Raw genomic sequence first — 20,129 nt, forward strand, 5'->3', positions numbered from 1 at the left:
CCCCCCGGCGCTGCGGGGTGGCGGTGAGACGAAGACCATCCCGCTCCCGGATGACCACCCCCCGCCCGGCCACTAGCGTCTTCGGAATGGCTGAGCACAACGAAGTGATGAATCCGGGCGGTCCCGACAGCGGCGAGTTCCGCGTCGAGCACGACACCATGGGCGACGTCCTCGTCCCGAAGCACGCGAAGTACCAGGCGCAGACCCAGCGTGCGGTCGAGAACTTCCCCATCTCCTTCCGCGGCATCGATCCCGCGCAGATCCGCGCGCTGGCTCTCATCAAGGGCGCCGCCGCCAAGGTCAACGCCTCGCTCGGCGTGATCCCCGGTGAGGTGGCCGACGCGATCCAGCGGGCCGCCGCCGAGGTCGCCACCGGTGTGCACGACGGCGAGTACCCCATCGACGTCTTCCAGACCGGCTCGGGCACCAGCTCCAACATGAACACCAACGAGGTGCTCGCCACCCTGGCCAACGAGGGCTTCACCCCGGCCGGAGGCGGGACGAAGATCCACCCGAACGACCACGTCAACGCCTCGCAGTCCAGCAACGACGTGTTCCCGACGTCCATCCACGTGGCCGCCACCGAGGCCGTGGTCAACGAGCTGGTACCGGCGCTGGAGCACCTCGCCGCGTCGCTGGAGCGCAAGGCCGAGCAGTGGGCGACCGTGGTCAAGTCCGGGCGCACCCACCTGATGGACGCCACCCCGGTCACCCTGGGCCAGGAGTTCGGCGGGTACGCCGCGCAGGTCCGTTACGGCGTGGAGCGGCTGCACGCCTCGCTCCCCCGCCTCGCCGAGCTGCCCCTCGGCGGGACCGCGGTCGGCACCGGCATCAACACCCCGCCCGGGTTCTCGGCCGCGGTGATCGCGGAGCTGGCGAGCACCACCGGTCTGCCGTTCACCGAGGCCCGCAACCACTTCGAGGCGCAGAGCGCCCGCGACGGCCTGGTGGAGACCTCCGGTCAGCTGCGCACGATCGCCGTGGGTCTGACCAAGATCAGCAACGACATCCGCTGGATGGGTTCCGGCCCCCGTGCCGGCCTGGCCGAGATCCACCTGCCCGACCTGCAGCCGGGGTCGTCGATCATGCCCGGCAAGGTCAACCCGGTGCTGCCCGAGGCCACCCTGCAGGTCGCCGCGCAGGTCATCGGCAATGACGCCACCGTCGCGTTCGCCGGATCGCAGGGCAACTTCGAGCTCAACGTGATGCTGCCGGTGATGGCCCGCAACCTGCTGGAGTCGATCCGGCTGATCGCCAACGTGTCGCGGCTGTTCGCCGACCGGTGCATCGACGGCATCGAGGCCGACGTCGACCGTTGCCTGGCCTTCGCCGAGTCGTCGCCGTCGATCGTCACCCCGCTGAACAAGTACATCGGGTACGAGGAAGCGGCCTCCATCGCCAAGCAGGCACTCAAGGAGAACAAGACCATCAAGTCGGTGGTGCTCGAACGCGGCCACGTCGAGGGCGGCAAGCTCACCGCCGAGCAGCTCGACGCGGCGCTGGACGTGCTGTCGATGACGCACCCGTAACCCGCAGCGATGCAAAGGGGCCCCGTCCGACCGGACGGGGCCCCTTCGCATGTCAGGACGAGCCGCGGCGCGCGGTGGGACGGCGCCCGGTGAGACGGCGGCACGTCCGACCGGACGGGCCCCTTCGCGTGGCACGACGAGCCGCGGCGCGGCGGTGGGACGGCGGCACGTCCGCGCGGCTCGGCCGCCGACTCAGCGGCGCCCGGGCGTGACGGGCGCGGCAGCCCGTCAGCCCGGCCAGGCCCCCGGGTTCAGCGGCGCCGGGTGGACGGCGCGCGGCGGCACGGCCGCCCGTCAGCGAGACCCGGCCGCCGGCTCCGCGGTGCGACGGTGGTCGTCGGCACGGCGGCCCGTCCACCCGTTCCCGGCCGCCGGGCCACCGGCTCAGCGGTGCGACGTCGCGCGGCGGCACGGCTGCCGCCCGGCCCGGCCACCGGCTCAGCGGCGCCTCGGTACGACGACGCGCGGCGGCACGGCTGCCGCCCGGCCCGGCCACCGGCTCAGCGGCGCCGGGGTGGCTCCCCGCCGCCCTCGTCCTCGTCGCCGAACGGCGACCACTGCTGGGTGCGTGGGGCGTCCGGGTCGTCCCCGTCCGGGGCGGCGCGCTCCGTCGCCGGCGGCGTCGACGGCGCGGCCGGGGTGCTGCCGGCGTCGGGACGCTCGGGTCGGATCGCCGTGGTCGGCAGGTCCGCGGAGCGGTCGTCGGGGTCGATCCACCGGGTCGGCGGTTCGTCGTCGCGGGAAGCCTGGCCGCCGAGACCCTGGCCGGAGTACAACGCCGGCCCGTCCCCGTCGCGTCCCGACAGCAGCCCGTAGGACTGACCCGGGTCGTACGGCTCGTACCCCGGTCGCGGGGGCGGCGAGGTGTAGGGCGCCCCGGTGCCGCCCGCCCAGGTCGGCGGGTGGGTGTCGGCCATCGCGGCCAGCTCGGCCTCGCGGTCCAGCTGCTCCTGCTCGAGCTGCTGGGCCCGGCGCCGGGAAGCGGTCACGGCCACCGCGACCGCCGCGGCGACGACCAGCAGGGCGAGGGTCACCCACACCCACCACAGGTTGCGTCCGGGGTCGACCGGCTCGGCCGGTGCCGCCGACCCGGTCGTCGTCGCCTCCCCGGTGGTGACGGCGGCACCGGTGCTGCTCTCGGTGGTCGTCGGCGCCGCGGTGGTGACCGGCGCGCTGCTCGCCTCGGTGGTCGGCGCGCTGGTGCTGGTCTCCACCGAAGCGGAGCTGGTCACGGGGGGCGCGACGACGGCGAAGCTGGCGATCCCGATCACCCCGGACTGACGGCCGATGGCCTGGACGGTGTGCGTCCCGGGAACCAGCGCCTCGCTGACCGGGAAGGTGATGGCGACGACCCCCGCCGGGCTCGCGACGACGCCGTCGACGTTCACCGGCTCGGAGAACACCGTGACGCCGACCTCCTCGTCCGGGGCGAAGCCGGTGAAGACGACGGTCTGCTGCTGCCCGAGGTAGGCCTCGGGCAGGGCCACCGTGTCCGGCCCGACGGTCGCGGGGGCTTCGCTGGCGGTGGTGCTGCTCTCCGACGACGCCGACGAGCTGGGGGCGGCGGCGAAGCCGAGTCCGACGGTGATGTCCTGCGGCCGGTCGGCCTCCTCGCCGGCGCTGCGGACGATCAGCACACAGCCCTCGGCGACGCAGTCCACGCCGGCGTCGGACGCCGACGTCAGCGTCAGGTCGACGCTGAACGTGCCGCCGTCGCCGTACACCGCGGAGTTGCGCTTGCCCTCGGGCTCGCTGGTGACCTCCGCCCAACCGGCGGTGTCGTTGTCGTCCGGCACCGGACCGCCGACGCAGGTGGTCAGCGGGTCGGTGGCGGTGATGTCGGCACGGCACACGGCCAGGTAGGTGTCCACCGCCGGGTCGAAGCCGCTGCCGGTGACGGTGAAGGTGGCGTCGGTGTCCGGCAGTTGGGACTCGCTGACCGCGACGGTGCGCGCGCCCTGTTTCTGGGTGGCCGGCTCCGCGGCCGCCACGGTGCCCAGCGCGAGCGGAACGCCCAGCACGAGCACGGCGGTCAGGCCTGCGGTCAGGCCCGCGGACCTACGGCGTCGGGGCATACGGCGGGCTCCTTCTCGTCGGTGCGCCGCGAGCGGCGGGACACGGCCACGGTAGAGCATCGCCTCGGCGGAGCCCGGTCGAGCGACCGGGGCGCCGGCACTGAGCTGCACGGACACGACGACGGCCGGGCCCGGTCGTGCCGGGCCCGGCCGTCGTGGGCGTCCACGTCAGGACAGCTCGGGGAACTCCAGCATCTCGGTGACCAGCGCCGCGATCGGTGACCGCTCCGAGCGGCTGAGGGTGATGTGGGCGAACAGCGGGTGTCCCTTGAGCGCCTCCACCACGGCGGCGATGCCGTCGTGCCGGCCGACCCGCAGGTTGTCCCGTTGCGCGACGTCGTGGGTGAGCACGACACGCGAGTTGGCGCCCATGCGGGACAGCACGGTGAGCAGGACGTTGCGCTCCAGCGACTGGGCCTCGTCGACGATGACGAACGAGTCGTGCAGCGACCGGCCGCGGATGTGGGTCAGCGGCAGTACCTCGAGCATGCCGCGGGCCACCACCTCCTCGACCACGGCCGGTGACACCACGGCACCGAGGGTGTCGAAGACCGCCTGCGCCCAGGGGCCCATCTTCTCGCCCTCGCTGCCCGGCAGGTACCCCAGCTCCTGCCCGCCGACCGCGTACAGCGGGCGGAACACCACGACCTTGCGGTGCGCGCGGCGCTCCATCACCAGCTCGAGCCCGGCGCAGAGCGCCAGCGCGGACTTGCCGGTGCCGGCCCGCCCGCCGAGGGACACGATCCCCACCTCGTCGTCCATCAGCAGATCCAGGGCCAGCCGCTGCTCGGCGGACCGTCCGCGCAGACCGAACGCCTCCCGCTCGCCGCGGACCAGCCGGACCTGCTTGCCGGCGGTGACCCGGCCGAGCGCGGACCCGCCGGAACCGACCAGCTTCAGACCGGTGTGGCAGGGCATCTCCCGCGCCTCGTCGACGTCGACCACACCGGTGGCGTAGAGCGCGTCGACGGTCTCCTGGGCGACGGCGACCTCGGCGGTGCCGGTCCACCCGGACGGCACCACGTCGATCGCGCGGTACTCGTCGGCCCGCAGACCCACCGCCGAGGCCTTCACCCGCAGCGGCATGTCCTTGCTGACAAGAACGACCGTGCCTCTGACTCGTTCCGCGGCGAGGTTCAGCGCGCAGGCCAGGATGCGGCTGTCGTTGCCGTCGGTGCGGAACCCCAGCGGCAGGACCGACGGGTCGGTGTGGTTGAGCTCGACCCGCAGGGTGCCCCCCTCGGTGCCGACCGGTACCGCGGTGTCCAGGCGGCCGTGGGCGATGCGCAGGTCGTCGAGGAAGCGCAGCGACTGGCGGGCGAAGTACCCGAGTTCGGGGTGGTGGCGCTTGGCCTCCAGCTCGCTGATCACCACCAGAGGGAGGACCACCTCGTGCTCGGCGAAGCGGGTGAACGCGCCCGGGTCGGACAGCAGCACGGAGGTGTCGATGACGTAGGTCTGCACGTCCGGGGCCCGCAGGTCCGGTGCACGCCCGGCGGCGGCGGGGTCGGCGGCAGCCGAGGAACCGGGGATCGGAGCGGGGTCGGATGTGGCGGCACGGCTGCTGATGGCCATCGGGTGCTCCCCTGGGCGTGGCATCACACGCCCCCTGGATCGGCGAAGTGGCCGGTCGGTCTCCTCACGTCGCTGACGGACCGCGTCAGCGGGTCGCGGAGACCGGATGCCGGCCTCCTCCGCGCTCGGTGCTGTGGCACTGGCACGAATCGAGACCTCCCGAACGGGACCGCTTCCCCACGGCCCGTAGGTGCGAAAGTACGCGGATCCGCGGCCGGCCGGACGCCGGACACGCGTGATCCGACGCGGGATCCCCGCCGTTCGCGTCGAACGGGGTTCTCGTCCATCCGGACGAAACACGGCGTTCACACCGGCACCCGGACTGCGCCGTCCGAGGACTCCCGGGCCGCAGGAGGCCGTCAGGCCGTGGCAACCGTGGCGGGGCGGCCGTCACCGGGCCGGGCCTGCGGGAGCCGGACGCGGACCGCGAGCCCTCCGGCGGCGGCCCGCGTCGCCGACACGGCGCCCCCGTGGGCGGTCGCGATGGCCGCCACGATGGCCAGTCCGAGTCCCGATCCGCCGTGCTCCCGACTGCGGGACGGGTCGGCGCGGTAGAACCGGTCGAACAGGAACGGCAGCGCCGCGGCGTCCACCCCACGCCCGTCGTCGGCGACGGTCACCACGACGAACCTGGGGTCCGGGTCGGGCTCGACCGAGACGGTGGCGGTGGTGCCCGGCTCGGTGTGGGTGCGGATGTTGCCGAGCAGATTGGCGAACAGCTGGTGCAGCCGGTTGTGGTCGCCGAACACCACGATGGGCGGCAGGTCGTCGGGCCGCGGCACCATCACCCACTGCCGGGACGGGTCGATCGCCGCGGCGTCCTCGACCGCGCCGGCCAGCAGGTCGGTGAGCTCCACCCGGTCGGCCACCAACGAGTCGGGCGCGTCGGCCTGCGCCAGCGTCAGCAGGTCCTCCACCAGCGACCCCATCCGGCGGGCCTCGAAGCCCATCCGCTCCATCGCCCGAGCCACCGCCGGCGCCTCCGGCAGCGCCCCGGCGGCGTAGAGGTCGGAGTAGCCGCGGACCGCGGCGACCGGGGTGCGCAGCTCGTGGGAGGCGTCTGCGACGAACTGGCGCAGCCGGTGTTCGGCGGCCTCGCGCTCGGCGAGCAGCGTGTTGATCCCGTCCAGCATCCCGTTGAACGCCACCCCGAGACGGTCGACCTCGACACCGGACTCACCGACGGCGACCCGGCGGCTGAGGTCACCGGCGGCGATGGAGTCGGCGGTGTCGGCCATCTGCTCGAGGGGCTTGAGTTCCCGCCGGATGAGCAGCGACGCGGCGGACCCCAGGAGCAGCAGCAGTCCGGCGGAGATGACCAGCTCGGTGACGATCAACCGCTCGAGCAGCTCGGCGTCGTCCTCGACGTTGGTCCAGGCGACGAGCGTGGCGGTCTCCCCATCGGCTGCGACCTGCGTCGGCAGGATCCGGTAGTGGTCGCCGGTCTGCAGACCGCCCACGGTGCGCAGCTGAGTGCCCAGGTCACCGGCGAGGAGCGGACCGGGATCGTCGTCGGCCGGCCCGACCAGGCTCTTCACTTTCCCGTCCGGGTAGACGAGGCTCCAGCCGATGCCACCGCGCAACGTGCTGGTGGCGGTGAGTCGCTCCAGGTTGTCCGGACCGATCCGGCCGGGAAGGGCGGTGACGACCACGTTCAGCGACTGGTCGCGGGTGGTGTTCAGCGCTCCCCTGACCAGGGTGGGCAGCACGATGTCGACCACCACCAGGGCCAGCGTCGTTACCAGCAGGACGAGGCCGATCAACCGGGCCCGCAGCGACCAGCGCGGCCGGGGCGGCAGCGGTGCCTCGCCGGCCGGGAAGCTCACTGCCGGATGCCGCGCAGGACGTAGCCGAACCCGCGGTGGGTGTACAGCAGCGGCTCGGCCGACCCCGCGTCGATCTTGCGCCGCAGGTAGGAGATGTAGGTGGCGACCACCGAGTCGTCGCCGTAGAAGTCGGTGCCCCAGACCGCGTCGAGCAACTGGGCCCGGGACAGTACGACGTTGGCGTTGACCATCAGGTGGCGCAGCAGCTTGTACTCGGTGGGCGCCAGCTCGATGAGCTGCCCGGCGCGGCGGACCTCGTAGGTCTCCTCGTCCAGCTCCAGGTCCGAGACCCGGATCACCGAGCCGGAGCCGCTCTCCGGGCGCACCCGCCGCAGCACCGCCGACACCCGGGCGGCGAGCTCCTCCAGGCCGAAGGGCTTGGTCACGTAGTCGTCGCCGCCGGCGGTGAGGCCGGCGATCTTGTCGGCCGGGGTGTCCCGGGCGGACAGGAACACCACCCCGGAGTCCAGGCCGGCGTCCCGGATCCGCTTCATCACCTCGATGCCGTCGAAGTCCGGCAGCATCACGTCCAGGATCAGCAGGTCCGGATGGTCGGCGATGGCGGCCTTGACCGCCTCACGACCGGTCGAGGCGGTGCTCACCTGGTAGCCCAGGAAGCGCATCGACGTGGCGACGATGTCCTGCAGCGAGGGCTCGTCGTCGACGACCAGGAGTCGGGTCGTGCCTGTCATCGCGTCACCTTCGTCAGGAGGTCCGGGCGGGCCCGGACGATCGGTCGGTGCCGCAGCGGACGGCCGGACACCACGGAGGAGAACATCAGACCACGGCGTGGGGGGCATCGGTGGCGGATGGGAAACCGATGGGACGCTCCGCGATGCACCCGGTCGGGTCAGACCAGCTCGGCCTGGATCATCGCCGGGGTCAGTGGCTCGTCGAGCAGCCGCTGGAAGCGCTGCATCGCCGGCTGCCCGGCCGGTCGGGCCTCCAGCCACGGGCGCAGCAGCCGCTCCCCCTCCACGTAGGTGGAGGTGTAGGCGCGCCACAGCGGATCGCTCATGAAGCGCAGCATGTGCCGGGCCCGCTGCTCGCTGACCAGCCACCAGCGCTGCAGGTAATCCAGCACCTCGGCCTCGTCGGCGCCCTGGTCGTGCAGCATGATCGCGGCGTTCTGCCGGACCGAGTTGAGCGGGCGGGAGGCGATCTCCAGCGCCTCGACCAGGTCCGGGTCGAACGACGGGCCGATGCCGTCGAGGACCTGCCGCGACCAGGCGCCCCACCCGGGACCGACGGCGGCGGCCAGCGCCAGGTCGCCCAGGCCCTCGGCCATCACGCACTGGGGCGTGTTGACCAGGAACACGCAGTGCTCCAGCTCGCCGCCGCGCCCGATGAGCAGGTCCTCCTTGCGGCAGTGCTCGGTGTGGTGCCCGGGGTAGCACTCGTGGGCGGTGAGCACCGGCAGCTGGCTGATCCGGTGCCCGACCCCGGCGTTGACCGCGACGCGTGACCGGTAGCCGCCCAGGTAGTAGTTGAAGCCGCTCCAGGCGGCGTCGGCGGCGATCTCGAAGTCGATGTGCTCGTCGGCGGGCAGCCCCGTCGGCCCGGCCACCCGCTCGCGCAGCGCCGCGGCCAGCGTCCGCACCGCGGTCTCCACCTGCGGCACCGGACAGGTGTCGGCCTCGCGGAACGCCGACCAGCGGTCGATCAGCGGACCGGAGCCGCCCAGCAACGCCGAGATCTCGTCGTGGGCGGCGGCGAAGACGTCGGTGGGGATCGGCGCGATGTCGACCTGGAAGTAGCTGCGGACCTCGTCGACGAAGCTCATCTCCTCGCCGGCCAGCCGGCGGCCGCCGACCGTCAGCGCGTCCAGGTGGGCGGTGAGGAAACCGATCCGGGCCGGGGCGAGATCGGACGCGGCCACCTCACGCGACAGCGCGGCGGCCTGCCGGGACAGCTCGGCCGGATCGGGCTGCGGCTCGTCGGCGACCTGGGCGCGCAGCTCCGCCGGGCCGATGTAGGCATCGACATAGCCCTCCACGACGCGGTCGAACCGCAGCCCCAGCTTGAGGTATTCCTGCACGAGATCCATGCCGGGCACCCTATGCGCTCGCCGGTCACCACCCGGGCGGCGTCACCCGCTGCGGGTCCGGGCCCCCGCTCCTGGCGGGCGGGGCCGCCGGTCAGTTCCCGAAACGCCGGTGCCGGGCGGCGTAGTCGCGCAGCGCCCGGAGGAAGTCCACCCGCCGGAAGTCCGGCCAGTAGGCGTCGCAGAACCAGAACTCGGTGTGCACGCTCTGCCACATCATGAAGCCACCGATGCGCTGCTCCCCGGACGTGCGGATGACGAGATCGGGGTCGCGCTGGCCGGAGGTGTAGAGGTGTTCGCCGATGGCCTCGACGTTGAGGCCGTCGATCACCTCCTCCAGGGTCTGGCCCTGCGCGACGTGGTCGCGCAGCAGCGACTTGACCGCGTCGACGATCTCCTGGCGACCGCCGTAGCCGACGGCGATGTTGACCTCCGCGCCCTCGCGGCCGGCGGTCCGTTGCTCAGCGCCGGACAACCGGGCCTGCATCGGGGCCGGGAGCCGGTCCAGCGCACCCACCATCCGCAGCTTCCACGGCTGACCGGGCGCGGCGAGTTCGTCGACGACATCGGTGATGATCTGCAGCAGCGGATCCAGCTCGGCGAGCGGACGGCGCAGGTTGTCGGTGGACAGCAGCCACAGCGTGACGACCCGGATGCCCGACTCGGTGCACCACTCGAGCAGCTGGTCGATGTGCGCGGCACCTGCGCGGTGACCCTCGTTCGGGTCGGTGAAGCCCTTCTCCCGGGCCCAGCGCCGGTTGCCGTCGAGCATGACGCCGACGTGATGGGGCAGGTCCGCGCCCACGAGGTCGCGGGCCAACCGCTTCTCGTACACCCGGTACAACAGGGCTGGCAACCTCACGCGGGTGACCTTACGCGCCGTGGCGCCCGCGTCCGGGCCGGACCGTCGCCCGCCGCCGTGGGGTCCGGCCGGCCGTGCGCGGCTGGTGGTCCGCTCGCCGGTCACCGCCCCGCCCGTGTGCCGGGATGCCCGTTCGGGGAGCCGACCGTGCGTTCCGGGGGTATCGACGGTGCCCGCGGCCCGGACGCGTCACCGCGGCGACGTCCACGCCGTGCGTTCGGGGACCAAGGTCACCCGGCGACCACCGTCCATGCACAGGGCACCCCGGTAACCTCAGGGAGTGACGATGCTGGCGCCGGACAGACCGAAGACGAGACCGAGAGCCCGGGGCTGGATCCACTTCTACTCCGCGATCGTCGCGGTGGTCGTCGGCATCACCCTGACCACGCTGGCCGCGACCGCGGTGGGAGCGCAGGCCGCCTTCGCGTGTGCGGTCTACTCCGTCACCATCGTCGCGCTGTTCGGGGTGAGCGCCACCTACCACCGGCACACCTGGACGTCCGACCGCAGCCGCGTGTGGATGAAGCGGCTCGACCACTCGATGATCTTCCTGTTCATCGCGGGCACCTACACACCGTTCGCCCTGCTGGCGCTGCCGTCCAGCTCGGGCAACTGGGTGCTGGCCGTGGTGTGGGGCGGTGCGCTGGGCGGCATCGTGCTCAAGCTCGGCTGGCCGAACTCGCCGCGCTGGCTCGGCGTGCCGATCTACGTCGCCCTCGGCTGGGTCGCGGTCTTCATCATCCCGGAGCTGCTCGCGGCCACCGGTGTCGCGCCGGTCGTGCTGATGTGCGTCGGTGGGCTGTTCTACACGGTCGGTGCGGTCATGTACGCGACCCGCCGCCCGAACCCGTGGCCGGGCGTCTTCGGCTACCACGAGGTCTTCCACGCCTGCGTCTCGCTTGCCGCGGCCTGCCACTGCGTCGCCATCTGGCTGGTGCTCTTCAGCTGATCCGGGCGGGACCGCCCCTCACGACGACGGCCGGGTCGGGACCATGTGTCCCGGCCCGGCCGTCGTCGTGATCGGTGTCAGCTGCTCGGCTCACCCTTGTCGAAGCCGGGTCCCTGGCTGCGCACCCGGTTCACCTGCTCCATCGCGTCGCGAAGCTCGCCCAGCCAGCTCTGAGCGTGTTCGCCGACCAGCCGGACCGACCAGGCCAGCGCCTCGGAGCGGGACCGGGCCACCCCGGCGTCGATGAGCGTGTCGAGGACCTGGCGCTCGGCCTGCGCGAGGCGGGTCATCACCGGCACCGACAAGGCGGTGAACACCTGCTCGGTACCGCCGAGGCGGGCACCCCAGGTGACGTGCCGCGCGTAGCGGTGCTCGGCCTGCCGGGCGACCTCGATGCGCACCTCCCGGGTCTCCTCCCGGAAGCGGGCGATGCGGCCGGCCTCCGCTGCAGCCTGCGCCGCCGGGTCGGCCTGCTGCTCGGTCAGCGGCGGCAGGTCGCCGATGACGGTGATCTCCTCGCGGTCGACGGTGATGGTCGGCGTTCCGGCGAAGAGCCCGTCGGGCAGCCGGCCGGCGAACCAGCCGGCGGCGTCGGTGGCGTCCGGGACGTCGGCCGGTGTGCGGCCCGGCCCACGGCCGCGGCCGCGGCCGCCGAATCCCTCGGGCCCGAAGCCCTCCCCCGGTCCTCCGCGGCGGCCGCCGCGCATCCCGGGTCCGAAGTCGCCGGTGGCGAACGGTGGTCTCATGGTCCACTCCTTCTGTCGTCGCAACGTTGATTACATGATTACGCGCTTTCACGACGTGCGCCAGTGGGATCTGCCCAGAGCGGAGCGGGATGCCCGGCATGACGGGTGACGGATGGATTCACGGCCGGGGCCGTCGTGGACGGGGCCGCGATTTGACGCTGGGGACCCGGGCGGCCGTGGTGGGGGGCGGGGGCCTGCGGCGGGCCGGCGGGACACGCCTGATCTTGCACCGACGGCGTCGAGGCCGCGGCGCTCCGGGGCGGACGGTCGTCGAGACGCGGGAACAAGCCGCCGGCCGCCCACCCCAACCCGACGTGCCCGGTGCGGGCGTCGGCGGAGGTCGTTGTGCCGGGGAGTCAGGATGTGCCGGCTTCCACCCGTGAACGGCCCTCCGACGGCGAGCTCACAACCCCCGTGGTCCCGCCGGAGTCAGCGCCCGCCGCCGACCGGAACCCGGCGTGTCCGGCGACGGCGGCAAACAGCAGGTCGGGACCGACGAGCACGTACCGGCCGCCGTTCACGAACCGCGCTGCTCGGTGAGCTCACAACCCCCGTGGTCCCGCCGGAGTCAGCCGCCCGCCGCCGACCGGAACCCCGGTGCCGACGGCCTACAGCGGGCCGGGACCGACCAGCACGTACCGGCCGCCGTTCACCAACCGCGCTCGGGCGGCGAGCTCACAGCCCCCGTGGTCCCGCCGGAGTCAGCGCCCGCCGCCGACCGGAACCCGGCGTGTCCGGCGACGGCGGCAAACAGCAGGTCGGGACCGATAGTCACGTACCGGCCGCCGTCCACCAACCGCGCTCGGGCGGCGAGCTCACAACCCCCGTGGTCCCGCCGGATTCAGCCGCCCGCCGCCGACCGGAACCCGACATGCCCGGTGTCGGCGTCGTACAGGTAGTCGTGCTGGGTCAGCGCGTACCGGCTCACGTTCATGAACGGCGCTCCGGCGGTGAGGTCGTGCCCCCACTGCACCGTCGGTGGCGCCCCGGCGCCGCCCACGGTGAAGTCGTACAGCGGTGTGGTCATTCCCGGGACGGTGATCTGCACCTGCTGGCCGGTGGCGACGCTCGGCCGGGTGCCGCTGGTCGCCGCCGGCACCGTCGGCGGTGCGATCCCCGCCGGCGCCTGGATGATCGCGTAGCCCAGACCCGTGTCGAGCAGCAGCGTGCCGCACTGCGCGGCCACCCCGCCGGTCGGTACGGCGACGCACGCGGGGGCGGCGTCCCAGTCGGTGCCGGCGGCGTTCCTGGTCAGGGCGACGGTCTGGAACCCGGCGAGATCCGCGGCGGTGGGACCGAGGACGACGCCACCGAGTCCGACCACGTACGCCGACGGCTGGGCGCCGCTGCTCATACCGGTCAGGTGCAGGAACGGGTTGAGCCCGGGGCCGTCCAGGTCGGCGTCCGCGCCACCACCGCCGCGGGCGAAGCCGACGCCCATCATCGCGACGTCGTCCTCCTCGACGACCCGGATGGCCATCGGCACCGTCTGCGCGGGGTGGTCGCCGCCGCCGGGCGCACCGAGCTCGAGCGTCGCCGTCATCCACTCACCGCTGTAGGTGTTGCCGCTGCTGGAGTAGCCGAACCCGGTGAAGGTGCGGGCGGGGGTCATGGGTGTGGCGGCGGCGCCGACGTACTTCCTGGACACGAGAACGCCGTTGGAGCCGGTGTCGACCACCATGTCCACCGGGGCGCCACCGCCGATGACGGTGTTCACCATGATGCCCTTGGCCAGGGCGGTCGACGGTTGCGCGAGCGTGATGCTCGGCCCCGCGGGCACGCCGCCGCCGCCCTCGGTGGTCGTGGCCGTGGCAGCGGCGCTGACGGTGGCGGACGTGACAGTGGCGGCGGGCGTGCCGGGAGCGGCAGGCGTGCCGGGCGCCGGGGCGGCTGACGCGGAGGTGAGCGTGCGGTCCGCCGCGGTGCCACCGGCCGCCGCGGTCGACGCGGCTCCGGCGTTCCCGGTGTCCGACGGCCGGGCCGGGTCCCCCGCGCATCCCGCCGCCACGAGGACGAAGGCCGCCGTCACCGCGATCGTCCGGAACCTCGTCTGCACGACCCGCCCCCCGTTCGTGAACCGAGGAGTCAGTATCGCAATCGCGGGGCGGCTACCGCATCGCCTGAGAAGGCGCCCGGCCGGGCACCCGCTCGGCGCAGCGGTCGGGCACCGAGGGTCACGACCGGGGCGTGGTCCCGGGGTCGCCCGGCGGCGCCGGCTCCTCGTCGGCCACGCGCGTCGCCGCGTCGGAGGTCGCCCCGGCTGCGGCCGGGCCGTCCGCGGGTCCGGCGGTGTCACCCCGCATGAACGCGCTCGGCACCTTGCGCAGCTGGGAGTTCATCGAGCGGATCAGCAGGAACAGCGCCACGCCCATCAGCAGGATGATCAGCAGCGCCACCGGGGCGGCCTTGCCCCACTCCGGGCCGCGGCCGCTCGTCGGATCCACCGCGGGGTCGTCGGCGGCGAGCTGCAGGACGAGCGCGAGCATCACGACGCCTGCCGCTCCGCGGCGGCCAGCGAGGTGTCCGGGGTCGCGCCGTCGCGCAGCCCGGCGAAGAGGTCGTGCTCCGGCAGCTCGGTGGGCACCCGGGAGTCGGCCAGCTCGTACTCCTCGGTCGACCAGACGCCCCGCTCGAGCTCGTGCGGCACGGCGAACCAGTGGGCGTCCGGGTCGATCTGAGTGGCGTGGGCGCGCAGTGCGTCGTCGCGCTGCTGGAAGAAGTCGGCGACCTCGATGTGGGTGGTGGCCCGCTCGAAGGAGTCCTTGCGGTCCATGCTCTTGAACCGCTCGATCCACTCCGTGTACGGCGACTCGGCGCCGGTCGCCAGGACGGCCTCGTGGATCGCGGTCATCCGCTTCATCGAGAAGCCGACGTTGTAGTAGAGCTTGGACACCGTCCACGGCTCGCCGGCGTCCGGGAACTGGTCCGGGTCGCCCGCGGCGCGGTAGGCGCCGATGGAGACGACGTGGCAGCGGATGTGGTCCGGGTGCGGGTAGCCACCGTTCTCGTCGTAGGTGGTCATGACGTGCGGACGGAAGCGGCGGACGATGCGGACCAGTGCCTCGATCTCCTCCTCCGGGCTGTGCGCGGCGAAGGAGTTCTCCGGCAGCACCCACTCGGCGGGGTCGCCCTCGTGGTAGCCCGAGTCCTCGTAGCCGAGCCACTCGTGGGCGACGCCCAGGATGTCGGCGGCGTTGGCCATCTCGACCTGCCGGAGGGCCGCGATGTCGTCGATGTCCATGTCCATCGCCTTGTACGACGGGTTGAGCAGGTCGCCGCGCTCGCCGCCCGTGCAGGACACGACCATGACGCCGACACCCTCGGAGGCGTACTTCGCGGTGGTCGCGGCGCCCTTGCTGGACTCGTCGTCGGGGTGCGCGTGGACGGCCATCAGCCGGAGCGCGGCCTGCGCGGCGGTCACGTTGCGATCGGTCACGATCGGAGACTTCCTCTTTCGTCGGCGGCGGCGCGGGAATACCGGCGGACTGCACCGGCGGCGCCGGAGAGCCGTCCCGGTCGGGCCCGTCGGGGACGGGCACGACGGCTTCGCCCCCGGGCACCATTCTGCGCCACCGTCGATCTTCCCACCCGCGGCCACCGGTGTCGGCGCACGGGCTTTCGCCTCCGGCGAACGGCCGTCTCGCATCGGGTGCGGACGTCCCCGGCCGACCGTCGGCGCACCCCCTGCGACCTGCGACGATCGTTCACCTGCCGGCCACCGACTGGTCTCCGGCGGGGGTCGGCGTGTTATCCTGGCGACAACGAACCGGTTTCCCACGCCTGGATCGGGACGCGGAACAGACCGCCCGGACCCAGCGAACTGATACAGGTGGCGACACCGGTATCAGGGAAGCCGGTCGATGCATTTACCGGTACGGCGCCTTTCCCGGTTCGCACGACCGCCGGTGGAGGACCTACCGTCCGGCATCGACGGTCGCGAGCAGGGCCATCGGCCCTCCTTCTCCCCGTCCGGCGCCACCCGCTCCAGCAGAACCCCCGCCGGCCCAGGCCGGTGAGTCCCGTCCACCCGTCGTGGGAGCACCCCCGCCGGGTGGCTCGTCGCGTGATAAGGAGTACCCGAATGACTGAAGTGTGGCTGACCCAGGAAGCTCACGACCGGCTCAAGGCTGAGCTGGACGCGCTGGTCGCCGAGCGTCCGGTGATCGCGGCCGAGATCAACGAGCGCCGCGAGGAGGGCGACCTCAAGGAGAACGGTGGCTACCACGCCGCCCGCGACGAGCAGGCCAAGCAGGAGCAGCGCATCCGCCAGCTCCAGGAGCTGATGCGCAGCGCGCAGGTCGGTGTCGCACCCGCCGACAACGGCATCGTCGAGCCCGGGATGGTCGTGACCGTGGCCTACGACGGCGACGAGGACGACACCGAGACTTTCCTGGTCGGCTCCCGCGAGGAGGGCGCCCACGGTGATCTGCAGGTGTACTCCCCCCAGTCGCCGCTCGGCTCGGCGATCCTGGGCGGCAGCGCGGGCGAGACCCGCGAGTACCTGCTGCCCAACGGCAACATGCAGAAGGTCGTCATCGTGCAGGCCAAGCCCTACACCGGCTGACCTCCCGTCCGACACGACCCGGTGGCCTCGGCCACCGGGTCGTTCTGCGTTGCGGGGAGCTCGTGGCCGATGCCGGTCAGAGCACCGCGCGGACGACGAAGCCGGCGGCGGCGAGTCGCTCCACCAGCTCCGCGGCGTGATCGTGTCCCTTGGTCTCCAGCCGCAGTTCGACGAGCACGTTGCCCAGCGCCAGGGTCGACCCGAGCCGGCTGTGCGACACGTCGACCACGTTGGCCCCCGCCTCCCCGACGAACGCCAGCAGCCCGGCCAGCGACCCGGGCCGGTCGGGGATGTCGATCTGCATGCTGAGGAAGCGCCCCGCCGACACCAGGCCGTGCTGCGTGACGTGCAGCAGGACCAGCGGGTCGATGTTGCCGCCGGACAGCACCGCGCACACGGGCGGCGCGAACCGCTCCGGTTCGGCCATGATCGCGGCGACGGTGGCGGCCCCGGAGGCCTCGACGACGAGCTTGGCCCGCTCCAGGCAGAGCAGCATGGCCTGGCTGAGCTGGTCCTCGCTGACCGTCACGACCTCGTCGACCATCGAGGTCACGTGCGCGAACGTCAGGGCGGTCGGCTCACCCACGGCGATGCCGTCGGCCAGGGTGCTCATCTCGTACAGCCGGACCGGCCGGCCGGAGGCGATCGAGTTCGGCCACGCCGCGGCCTGCGCCGCCTGGACGCCGATGATCCTCACGTCCGGCCGGAGGCCCTTGATCGCCGCGGCCATGCCGCTCACCAGCCCGCCGCCGCCGAGGGCGATCACCACGGTGGCCACGTCGGGGAGGTCGGCGAGGATCTCCAGCGCGACGGTCCCCTGTCCGATCACGATGTCCGGATGGTCGAAGGGGTGCACCAGGGTCGCACCCGTCTCGGTCTCGAAGGCGCGGGCGGCGACGAGCGCGTCGTCGAGGGTGTCACCGATGAGTTCGACGGTCGCGCCGTAGGCACGGGTGGCCTGCAGCTTGGCGATCGACGCCCCCACCGGCATGAAGACGGTCGCCCGGCAGCCGAGCAGCTTCGCGGCGAGCGCCACACCCTGCGCGTGGTTGCCGGCCGACGCGGCGACCACGCCGGCCGCCCGTTCGGCGTCGGTCAGCCGGGCGATGCGGGTGTACGCCCCGCGGATCTTGAAGGAGCCGGTGCGCTGCAGGTTCTCGCACTTGAGGTAGACGGGGCCGCCGACCCGGTCCGAGAGCGGCCGCGACGACTCCATCGGGGTGTGCCGGACGACCGGGGCCAGCAGCTCGGCCGCCTCCCGGATCTGCTCGACGGTGACCAGGTTCAGGTTCATCCGCCCATCCTGCTCCGGCTCTCGCCACCCCCGCCCGCCGACCCGCCCCGCGACCACTCGTGTCCTGTCCCCCACGACCGCTGTCGACACCACCGCCAAAGGGCCGATCCGGGACACGACGCCACTTACACCCGGAGGGCTCTACCCCACCCCCACCCGCACGATCGGCGACCCGACCCCGACCCCCGAACCAGCCGGAGGACCGCCGGTCGACGCCCGAAGAGGTGCTGCTTCTCTTCGTCGCCGATGAGGGCGTCGACCGACCGGCCGCTCCCACCACACGAACTGACACACAGCCGATGCGGGACACGGCGTTCGAGACCGCACCGGAGGGCCCTACCCCACCCCCACCCCGCCGGTCGGCACGCACCTGCCCACCGACGCCGACCACTCCAGCCGGAGGACGACCGGTCGACGCCCGAAGACGTGCTGCTTCTCTTCGTCGCCGATGAGGCGTCGACCGGCCAGCCGCCCCCACGACACACAAGACACACAGCCCATCCGGGACACGACGCCCACGCACACCCGGAGGGCCCTACCCCACCCCCACCCGCCGGTCGGCACGCACCTGCCCACCGACGCCGACCACTTCAGTTGGAGGACGAACGGTCGACGCCCGAAGAGGTGCTGCTTCTCTTCGTCGCCGATGAGGCGTCGACCGGCCAGCCGCCCCCACGACACACAAGACACACAGCCGATCCGGGACACGGCGCTCACGCACACCCGGAGGGCCCTACCCCACCCCCACCCGCACGATCACCGCTGAGGCCCGAGGAGCGGTGGTGGACGCCCGAAGAGGTGCTGCTTCACCTCGTCGCCGAAGAGGGCGTCCACCACCGCTTCGAGAACCGCTAACTCAACGCATCCGTCAGATCCCCGAGCAGATCGTCGACGTCCTCGATCCCCACGGACAGCCGGATCAGGTCGTCCGGCACCTCGAGCTTCGACCCGGCGACGCTCATGTGCGTCATCAGGCCCGGGTGCTCGATGAGCGACTCGACCCCGCCCAGCGACTCGGCCAGCAGGAACACCCGGGTCCGCGAGCAGACCTTGATCGCGTCCTCGCGGCCGCCTGCCATCCGGAACGACACCATGCCGCCGAAGCGGCGCATCTGCTGTGCGGCGACGTGGTGGCCGGGGTGGTCGGTGAGCCCGGGGTAGAGCACCTGGCTCACCCGCGGGTGCTCGGACAGCATGGCCGCGACCTTCTCGGCGTTGTCGCAGTGCCGCTCCATCCGGACGGCGAGCGTCTTGAGCCCGCGCAGCGTCAACCACGAGTCGAACGGCGACGAGCCGCTGCCCATCGACTTGGAGTGCAGCTGGATCTTCGCCGCGAGCTCACCGTCGTTGAGCAGCAGCGCCCCGCCGATGACGTCGGAGTGTCCGCCGACGTACTTGGTGGTGGAGTGCACGACGACGTCGGCACCGAGTGACAGCGGGTTCTGCAGGTACGGGGTGGCGAAGGTGTTGTCGACGACGAGGGTGGCGCCCGCGGTGTGCGCGATGTCGGCCAGCGCCGGGATGTCGAAGATGTTGAGCAGCGGGTTGGTCGGCGTCTCCGCCATGATCATCTTCGTCTGGGGCCGCACGGCGGCCCGGACGGCGTCCAGGTCGGTCAGCGGCACCGCGGTGTGCTCGATGCCCCACGGCCCGAGGATGGCGTTGACCAGCCGGTACGTCCCCCCGTAGGCATCGGTCGGCAGGATGATGTGGTCCCCGGGGCGCAGCGCGGCGCGCAGCAGCGTGTCCTCGGCGGCCATCCCCGAGGCGAAGGTGAAGCCGAACTGGGCACCTTCGGTGGACGCCAGCGCCACCTCGAGGGCCGTGCGTGTCGGGTTGCCGGCGCGGCTGTAGTCGTAGCCGGCCTTGCTGGTGCCGACCTCGTCGGTGGCGAAGGTGGAGGTCTGGTAGATCGGCACGATGACCGCACCGGTGGTGCGCTCCGGGTCCTGACCGGCGTGGATGGCGCGGGTGGAGAAGCCGCCTCCGACGTCGGAACGCAGGACGGAGTCGCGGGCGGGGTGCGGGGCGGGAGGGTTCGGAGACGTCACGTACCCCAGGCTAACGAGTGCCGGCGCGGCTCCCGTGCCGTCTCAGCGGGCCTGCCCGATCTGCACGGTGGTCGGGGTCAGCGCTGTGGCCGACGTCACGGGCGGCAGTCCCCGTGGCCGTCGTCGACCGCGCCCGGCGATCCAGCGCCCCACCGGTGGCAGCAGGGCCAGCACCAGGACGACGACGCCACCGAAGTACACGGCCGCGTCGTCCAGCGGATGCGTTGGGGTGAACCAGTCGAAACCCCACCGGGCGGCGGCCGTGCCGGCCAGTCCGACCAGCGCCCCCACCACGATCGCCCCGCGGCCGCGCCGGATCAGCAGGGCCAGCGCCCCGGCCGCCATCAGGACCGCGGACACCGCCCAGGTGACCGTGGTCACGAGGACGGCCGGTTCGGCGCCGTCGATGCGGCCGGCGGTGAGCACGTCGGCGACGCTGCGGTACTGCGCCCAGGCCTGCCGGCCCAGGGTCAGCGCGACCAGCAACGCGGTGGTCCCGGCGAGGGCGGCGCCGGCCGCCGCGGCCAGGTCGTCGTCGGGCGCCGATTCGTACGGCGCCGGCAGGTAGCTCGACATCGGGTCTCCTCACCAGCGGTGACGCCGAGCGTAGGCCC

17 protein-coding genes are annotated in these 20,129 nt (G+C 72.9%); 3 read left to right on the top strand and 14 right to left on the bottom strand.

What is annotated here, in order from left to right:
* Nucleotides 1-86: 86 nt before the first annotated feature.
* Nucleotides 87-1,529 (top strand): class II fumarate hydratase, encoded by a 1,443-nt coding sequence (locus DB033_RS14245; RefSeq protein ID WP_111767618.1) that lies wholly within the window; start codon nucleotides 87-89, stop codon nucleotides 1,527-1,529.
* A gap of 500 nt (nucleotides 1,530-2,029) precedes the next feature.
* Here the strand turns inward: DB033_RS14245 and DB033_RS14250 are convergent, their stop codons facing one another.
* The 6 genes from DB033_RS14250 to DB033_RS14275 form a co-directional block, all read right to left on the bottom strand.
* Entirely contained in the window at nucleotides 2,030-3,604 is a 1,575-nt protein-coding gene (locus DB033_RS14250; protein WP_157970698.1) for a hypothetical protein, read from the bottom strand.
* Nucleotides 3,605-3,772: 168 nt separating this feature from the next.
* Complete coding sequence (locus DB033_RS14255) at nucleotides 3,773-5,179, bottom strand: PhoH family protein (protein ID WP_111767620.1); 1,407 nt, start codon at nucleotides 5,177-5,179, stop codon at nucleotides 3,773-3,775.
* A 359-nt stretch (nucleotides 5,180-5,538) separates the two neighbouring features.
* Nucleotides 5,539-7,005: a sensor histidine kinase gene (locus tag DB033_RS14260; protein ID WP_111767621.1), complete on the bottom strand. Its 1,467-nt coding sequence runs from the start codon at nucleotides 7,003-7,005 to the stop codon at nucleotides 5,539-5,541.
* The gene (locus DB033_RS14265) at nucleotides 7,002-7,697 is read right to left on the bottom strand and encodes a response regulator transcription factor (RefSeq protein WP_111767622.1); all 696 of its coding nucleotides are present in this window, start codon (nucleotides 7,695-7,697) and stop codon (nucleotides 7,002-7,004) included. The genes DB033_RS14260 and DB033_RS14265 overlap by 4 nt, the downstream gene beginning before the upstream one ends.
* Before the next feature lie 158 nt (nucleotides 7,698-7,855).
* Nucleotides 7,856-9,052, bottom strand: coding sequence for a DUF885 domain-containing protein (locus DB033_RS14270; protein WP_111767623.1), 1,197 nt, complete (start codon nucleotides 9,050-9,052; stop codon nucleotides 7,856-7,858).
* A 91-nt stretch (nucleotides 9,053-9,143) separates the two neighbouring features.
* Nucleotides 9,144-9,911, bottom strand: coding sequence for an isoprenyl transferase (locus DB033_RS14275; protein ID WP_111768316.1), 768 nt, complete (start codon nucleotides 9,909-9,911; stop codon nucleotides 9,144-9,146).
* Between the two features lie 286 nt (nucleotides 9,912-10,197).
* Here DB033_RS14275 and trhA point away from each other — a divergent pair, with 286 nt between their 5' ends.
* On the top strand, nucleotides 10,198-10,860 hold the full coding sequence (trhA, locus tag DB033_RS14280) for a PAQR family membrane homeostasis protein TrhA (RefSeq protein WP_111768317.1): 663 nt from the start codon (nucleotides 10,198-10,200) through the stop codon (nucleotides 10,858-10,860).
* 77 nt (nucleotides 10,861-10,937) lie between these two features.
* On the opposite strand, the gene DB033_RS14285 is transcribed toward trhA, so the two are convergent.
* The 4 genes from DB033_RS14285 to mca form a co-directional block, all read right to left on the bottom strand.
* Complete coding sequence (locus DB033_RS14285; protein WP_111768318.1) at nucleotides 10,938-11,567, bottom strand: hypothetical protein; 630 nt, start codon at nucleotides 11,565-11,567, stop codon at nucleotides 10,938-10,940.
* An 880-nt stretch (nucleotides 11,568-12,447) separates the two neighbouring features.
* Nucleotides 12,448-13,662: a hypothetical protein gene (locus tag DB033_RS14290; protein WP_111767624.1), complete on the bottom strand. Its 1,215-nt coding sequence runs from the start codon at nucleotides 13,660-13,662 to the stop codon at nucleotides 12,448-12,450.
* Nucleotides 13,663-13,780: 118 nt separating this feature from the next.
* Nucleotides 13,781-14,092: a hypothetical protein gene (locus DB033_RS21155; protein ID WP_205843905.1), complete on the bottom strand. Its 312-nt coding sequence runs from the start codon at nucleotides 14,090-14,092 to the stop codon at nucleotides 13,781-13,783.
* A complete protein-coding gene (gene mca, locus DB033_RS14300) occupies nucleotides 14,092-14,997 on the bottom strand; it encodes a mycothiol conjugate amidase Mca (RefSeq protein ID WP_111768319.1) in 906 nt (301 codons plus the stop codon). Before mca ends, DB033_RS21155 begins: the two co-directional genes overlap by 1 nt.
* A gap of 690 nt (nucleotides 14,998-15,687) precedes the next feature.
* Here mca and greA point away from each other — a divergent pair.
* Complete coding sequence (greA, locus tag DB033_RS14305; RefSeq protein ID WP_111767625.1) at nucleotides 15,688-16,170, top strand: transcription elongation factor GreA; 483 nt, start codon at nucleotides 15,688-15,690, stop codon at nucleotides 16,168-16,170.
* Nucleotides 16,171-16,246: 76 nt separating this feature from the next.
* Here the strand turns inward: greA and ilvA are convergent, their stop codons facing one another.
* The 4 genes from ilvA to DB033_RS14325 form a co-directional block, all read right to left on the bottom strand.
* Nucleotides 16,247-17,458, bottom strand: coding sequence for a threonine ammonia-lyase (gene ilvA, locus DB033_RS14310; protein WP_111768320.1), 1,212 nt, complete (start codon nucleotides 17,456-17,458; stop codon nucleotides 16,247-16,249).
* A gap of 342 nt (nucleotides 17,459-17,800) precedes the next feature.
* Nucleotides 17,801-18,181, bottom strand: coding sequence for a hypothetical protein (locus DB033_RS14315; RefSeq protein ID WP_157970699.1), 381 nt, complete (start codon nucleotides 18,179-18,181; stop codon nucleotides 17,801-17,803).
* A gap of 134 nt (nucleotides 18,182-18,315) precedes the next feature.
* Nucleotides 18,316-19,467, bottom strand: coding sequence for a cystathionine gamma-synthase (locus DB033_RS14320; RefSeq protein WP_111768321.1), 1,152 nt, complete (start codon nucleotides 19,465-19,467; stop codon nucleotides 18,316-18,318).
* Between the two features lie 90 nt (nucleotides 19,468-19,557).
* Nucleotides 19,558-20,091, bottom strand: coding sequence for a hypothetical protein (locus DB033_RS14325; protein ID WP_111767627.1), 534 nt, complete (start codon nucleotides 20,089-20,091; stop codon nucleotides 19,558-19,560).
* Between the last annotated feature and the right edge of the window lie 38 nt (nucleotides 20,092-20,129).

Origin of the sequence: Nakamurella deserti (assembly GCF_003260015.1) — a bacterium.
GTDB lineage: Bacteria > Actinomycetota > Actinomycetes > Mycobacteriales > Nakamurellaceae > Nakamurella > Nakamurella deserti.

What these genes read in the sequence shown, in the direction of transcription:
- DB033_RS14245 (WP_111767618.1), top strand. Translation starts at nt 87, where the DNA reads ATGGCTGAGCACAACGAAGTGATGAATCCGGGCGGTCCCGACAGCGGC.
- DB033_RS14250 (WP_157970698.1), bottom strand. Translation starts at nt 3,604, where the DNA reads ATGCCCCGACGCCGTAGGTCCGCGGGCCTGACCGCAGGCCTGACCGCC.
- DB033_RS14255 (WP_111767620.1), bottom strand. Translation starts at nt 5,179, where the DNA reads ATGGCCATCAGCAGCCGTGCCGCCACATCCGACCCCGCTCCGATCCCC.
- DB033_RS14265 (WP_111767622.1), bottom strand. Translation starts at nt 7,697, where the DNA reads ATGACAGGCACGACCCGACTCCTGGTCGTCGACGACGAGCCCTCGCTG.
- DB033_RS14270 (WP_111767623.1), bottom strand. Translation starts at nt 9,052, where the DNA reads ATGGATCTCGTGCAGGAATACCTCAAGCTGGGGCTGCGGTTCGACCGC.
- trhA (WP_111768317.1), top strand. Translation starts at nt 10,198, where the DNA reads ATGCTGGCGCCGGACAGACCGAAGACGAGACCGAGAGCCCGGGGCTGG.
- DB033_RS14285 (WP_111768318.1), bottom strand. Translation starts at nt 11,567, where the DNA reads ATGCGCGGCGGCCGCCGCGGAGGACCGGGGGAGGGCTTCGGGCCCGAG.
- DB033_RS21155 (WP_205843905.1), bottom strand. Translation starts at nt 14,092, where the DNA reads ATGCTCGCGCTCGTCCTGCAGCTCGCCGCCGACGACCCCGCGGTGGAT.
- mca (WP_111768319.1), bottom strand. Translation starts at nt 14,997, where the DNA reads ATGGCCGTCCACGCGCACCCCGACGACGAGTCCAGCAAGGGCGCCGCG.
- greA (WP_111767625.1), top strand. Translation starts at nt 15,688, where the DNA reads ATGACTGAAGTGTGGCTGACCCAGGAAGCTCACGACCGGCTCAAGGCT.
- DB033_RS14325 (WP_111767627.1), bottom strand. Translation starts at nt 20,091, where the DNA reads ATGTCGAGCTACCTGCCGGCGCCGTACGAATCGGCGCCCGACGACGAC.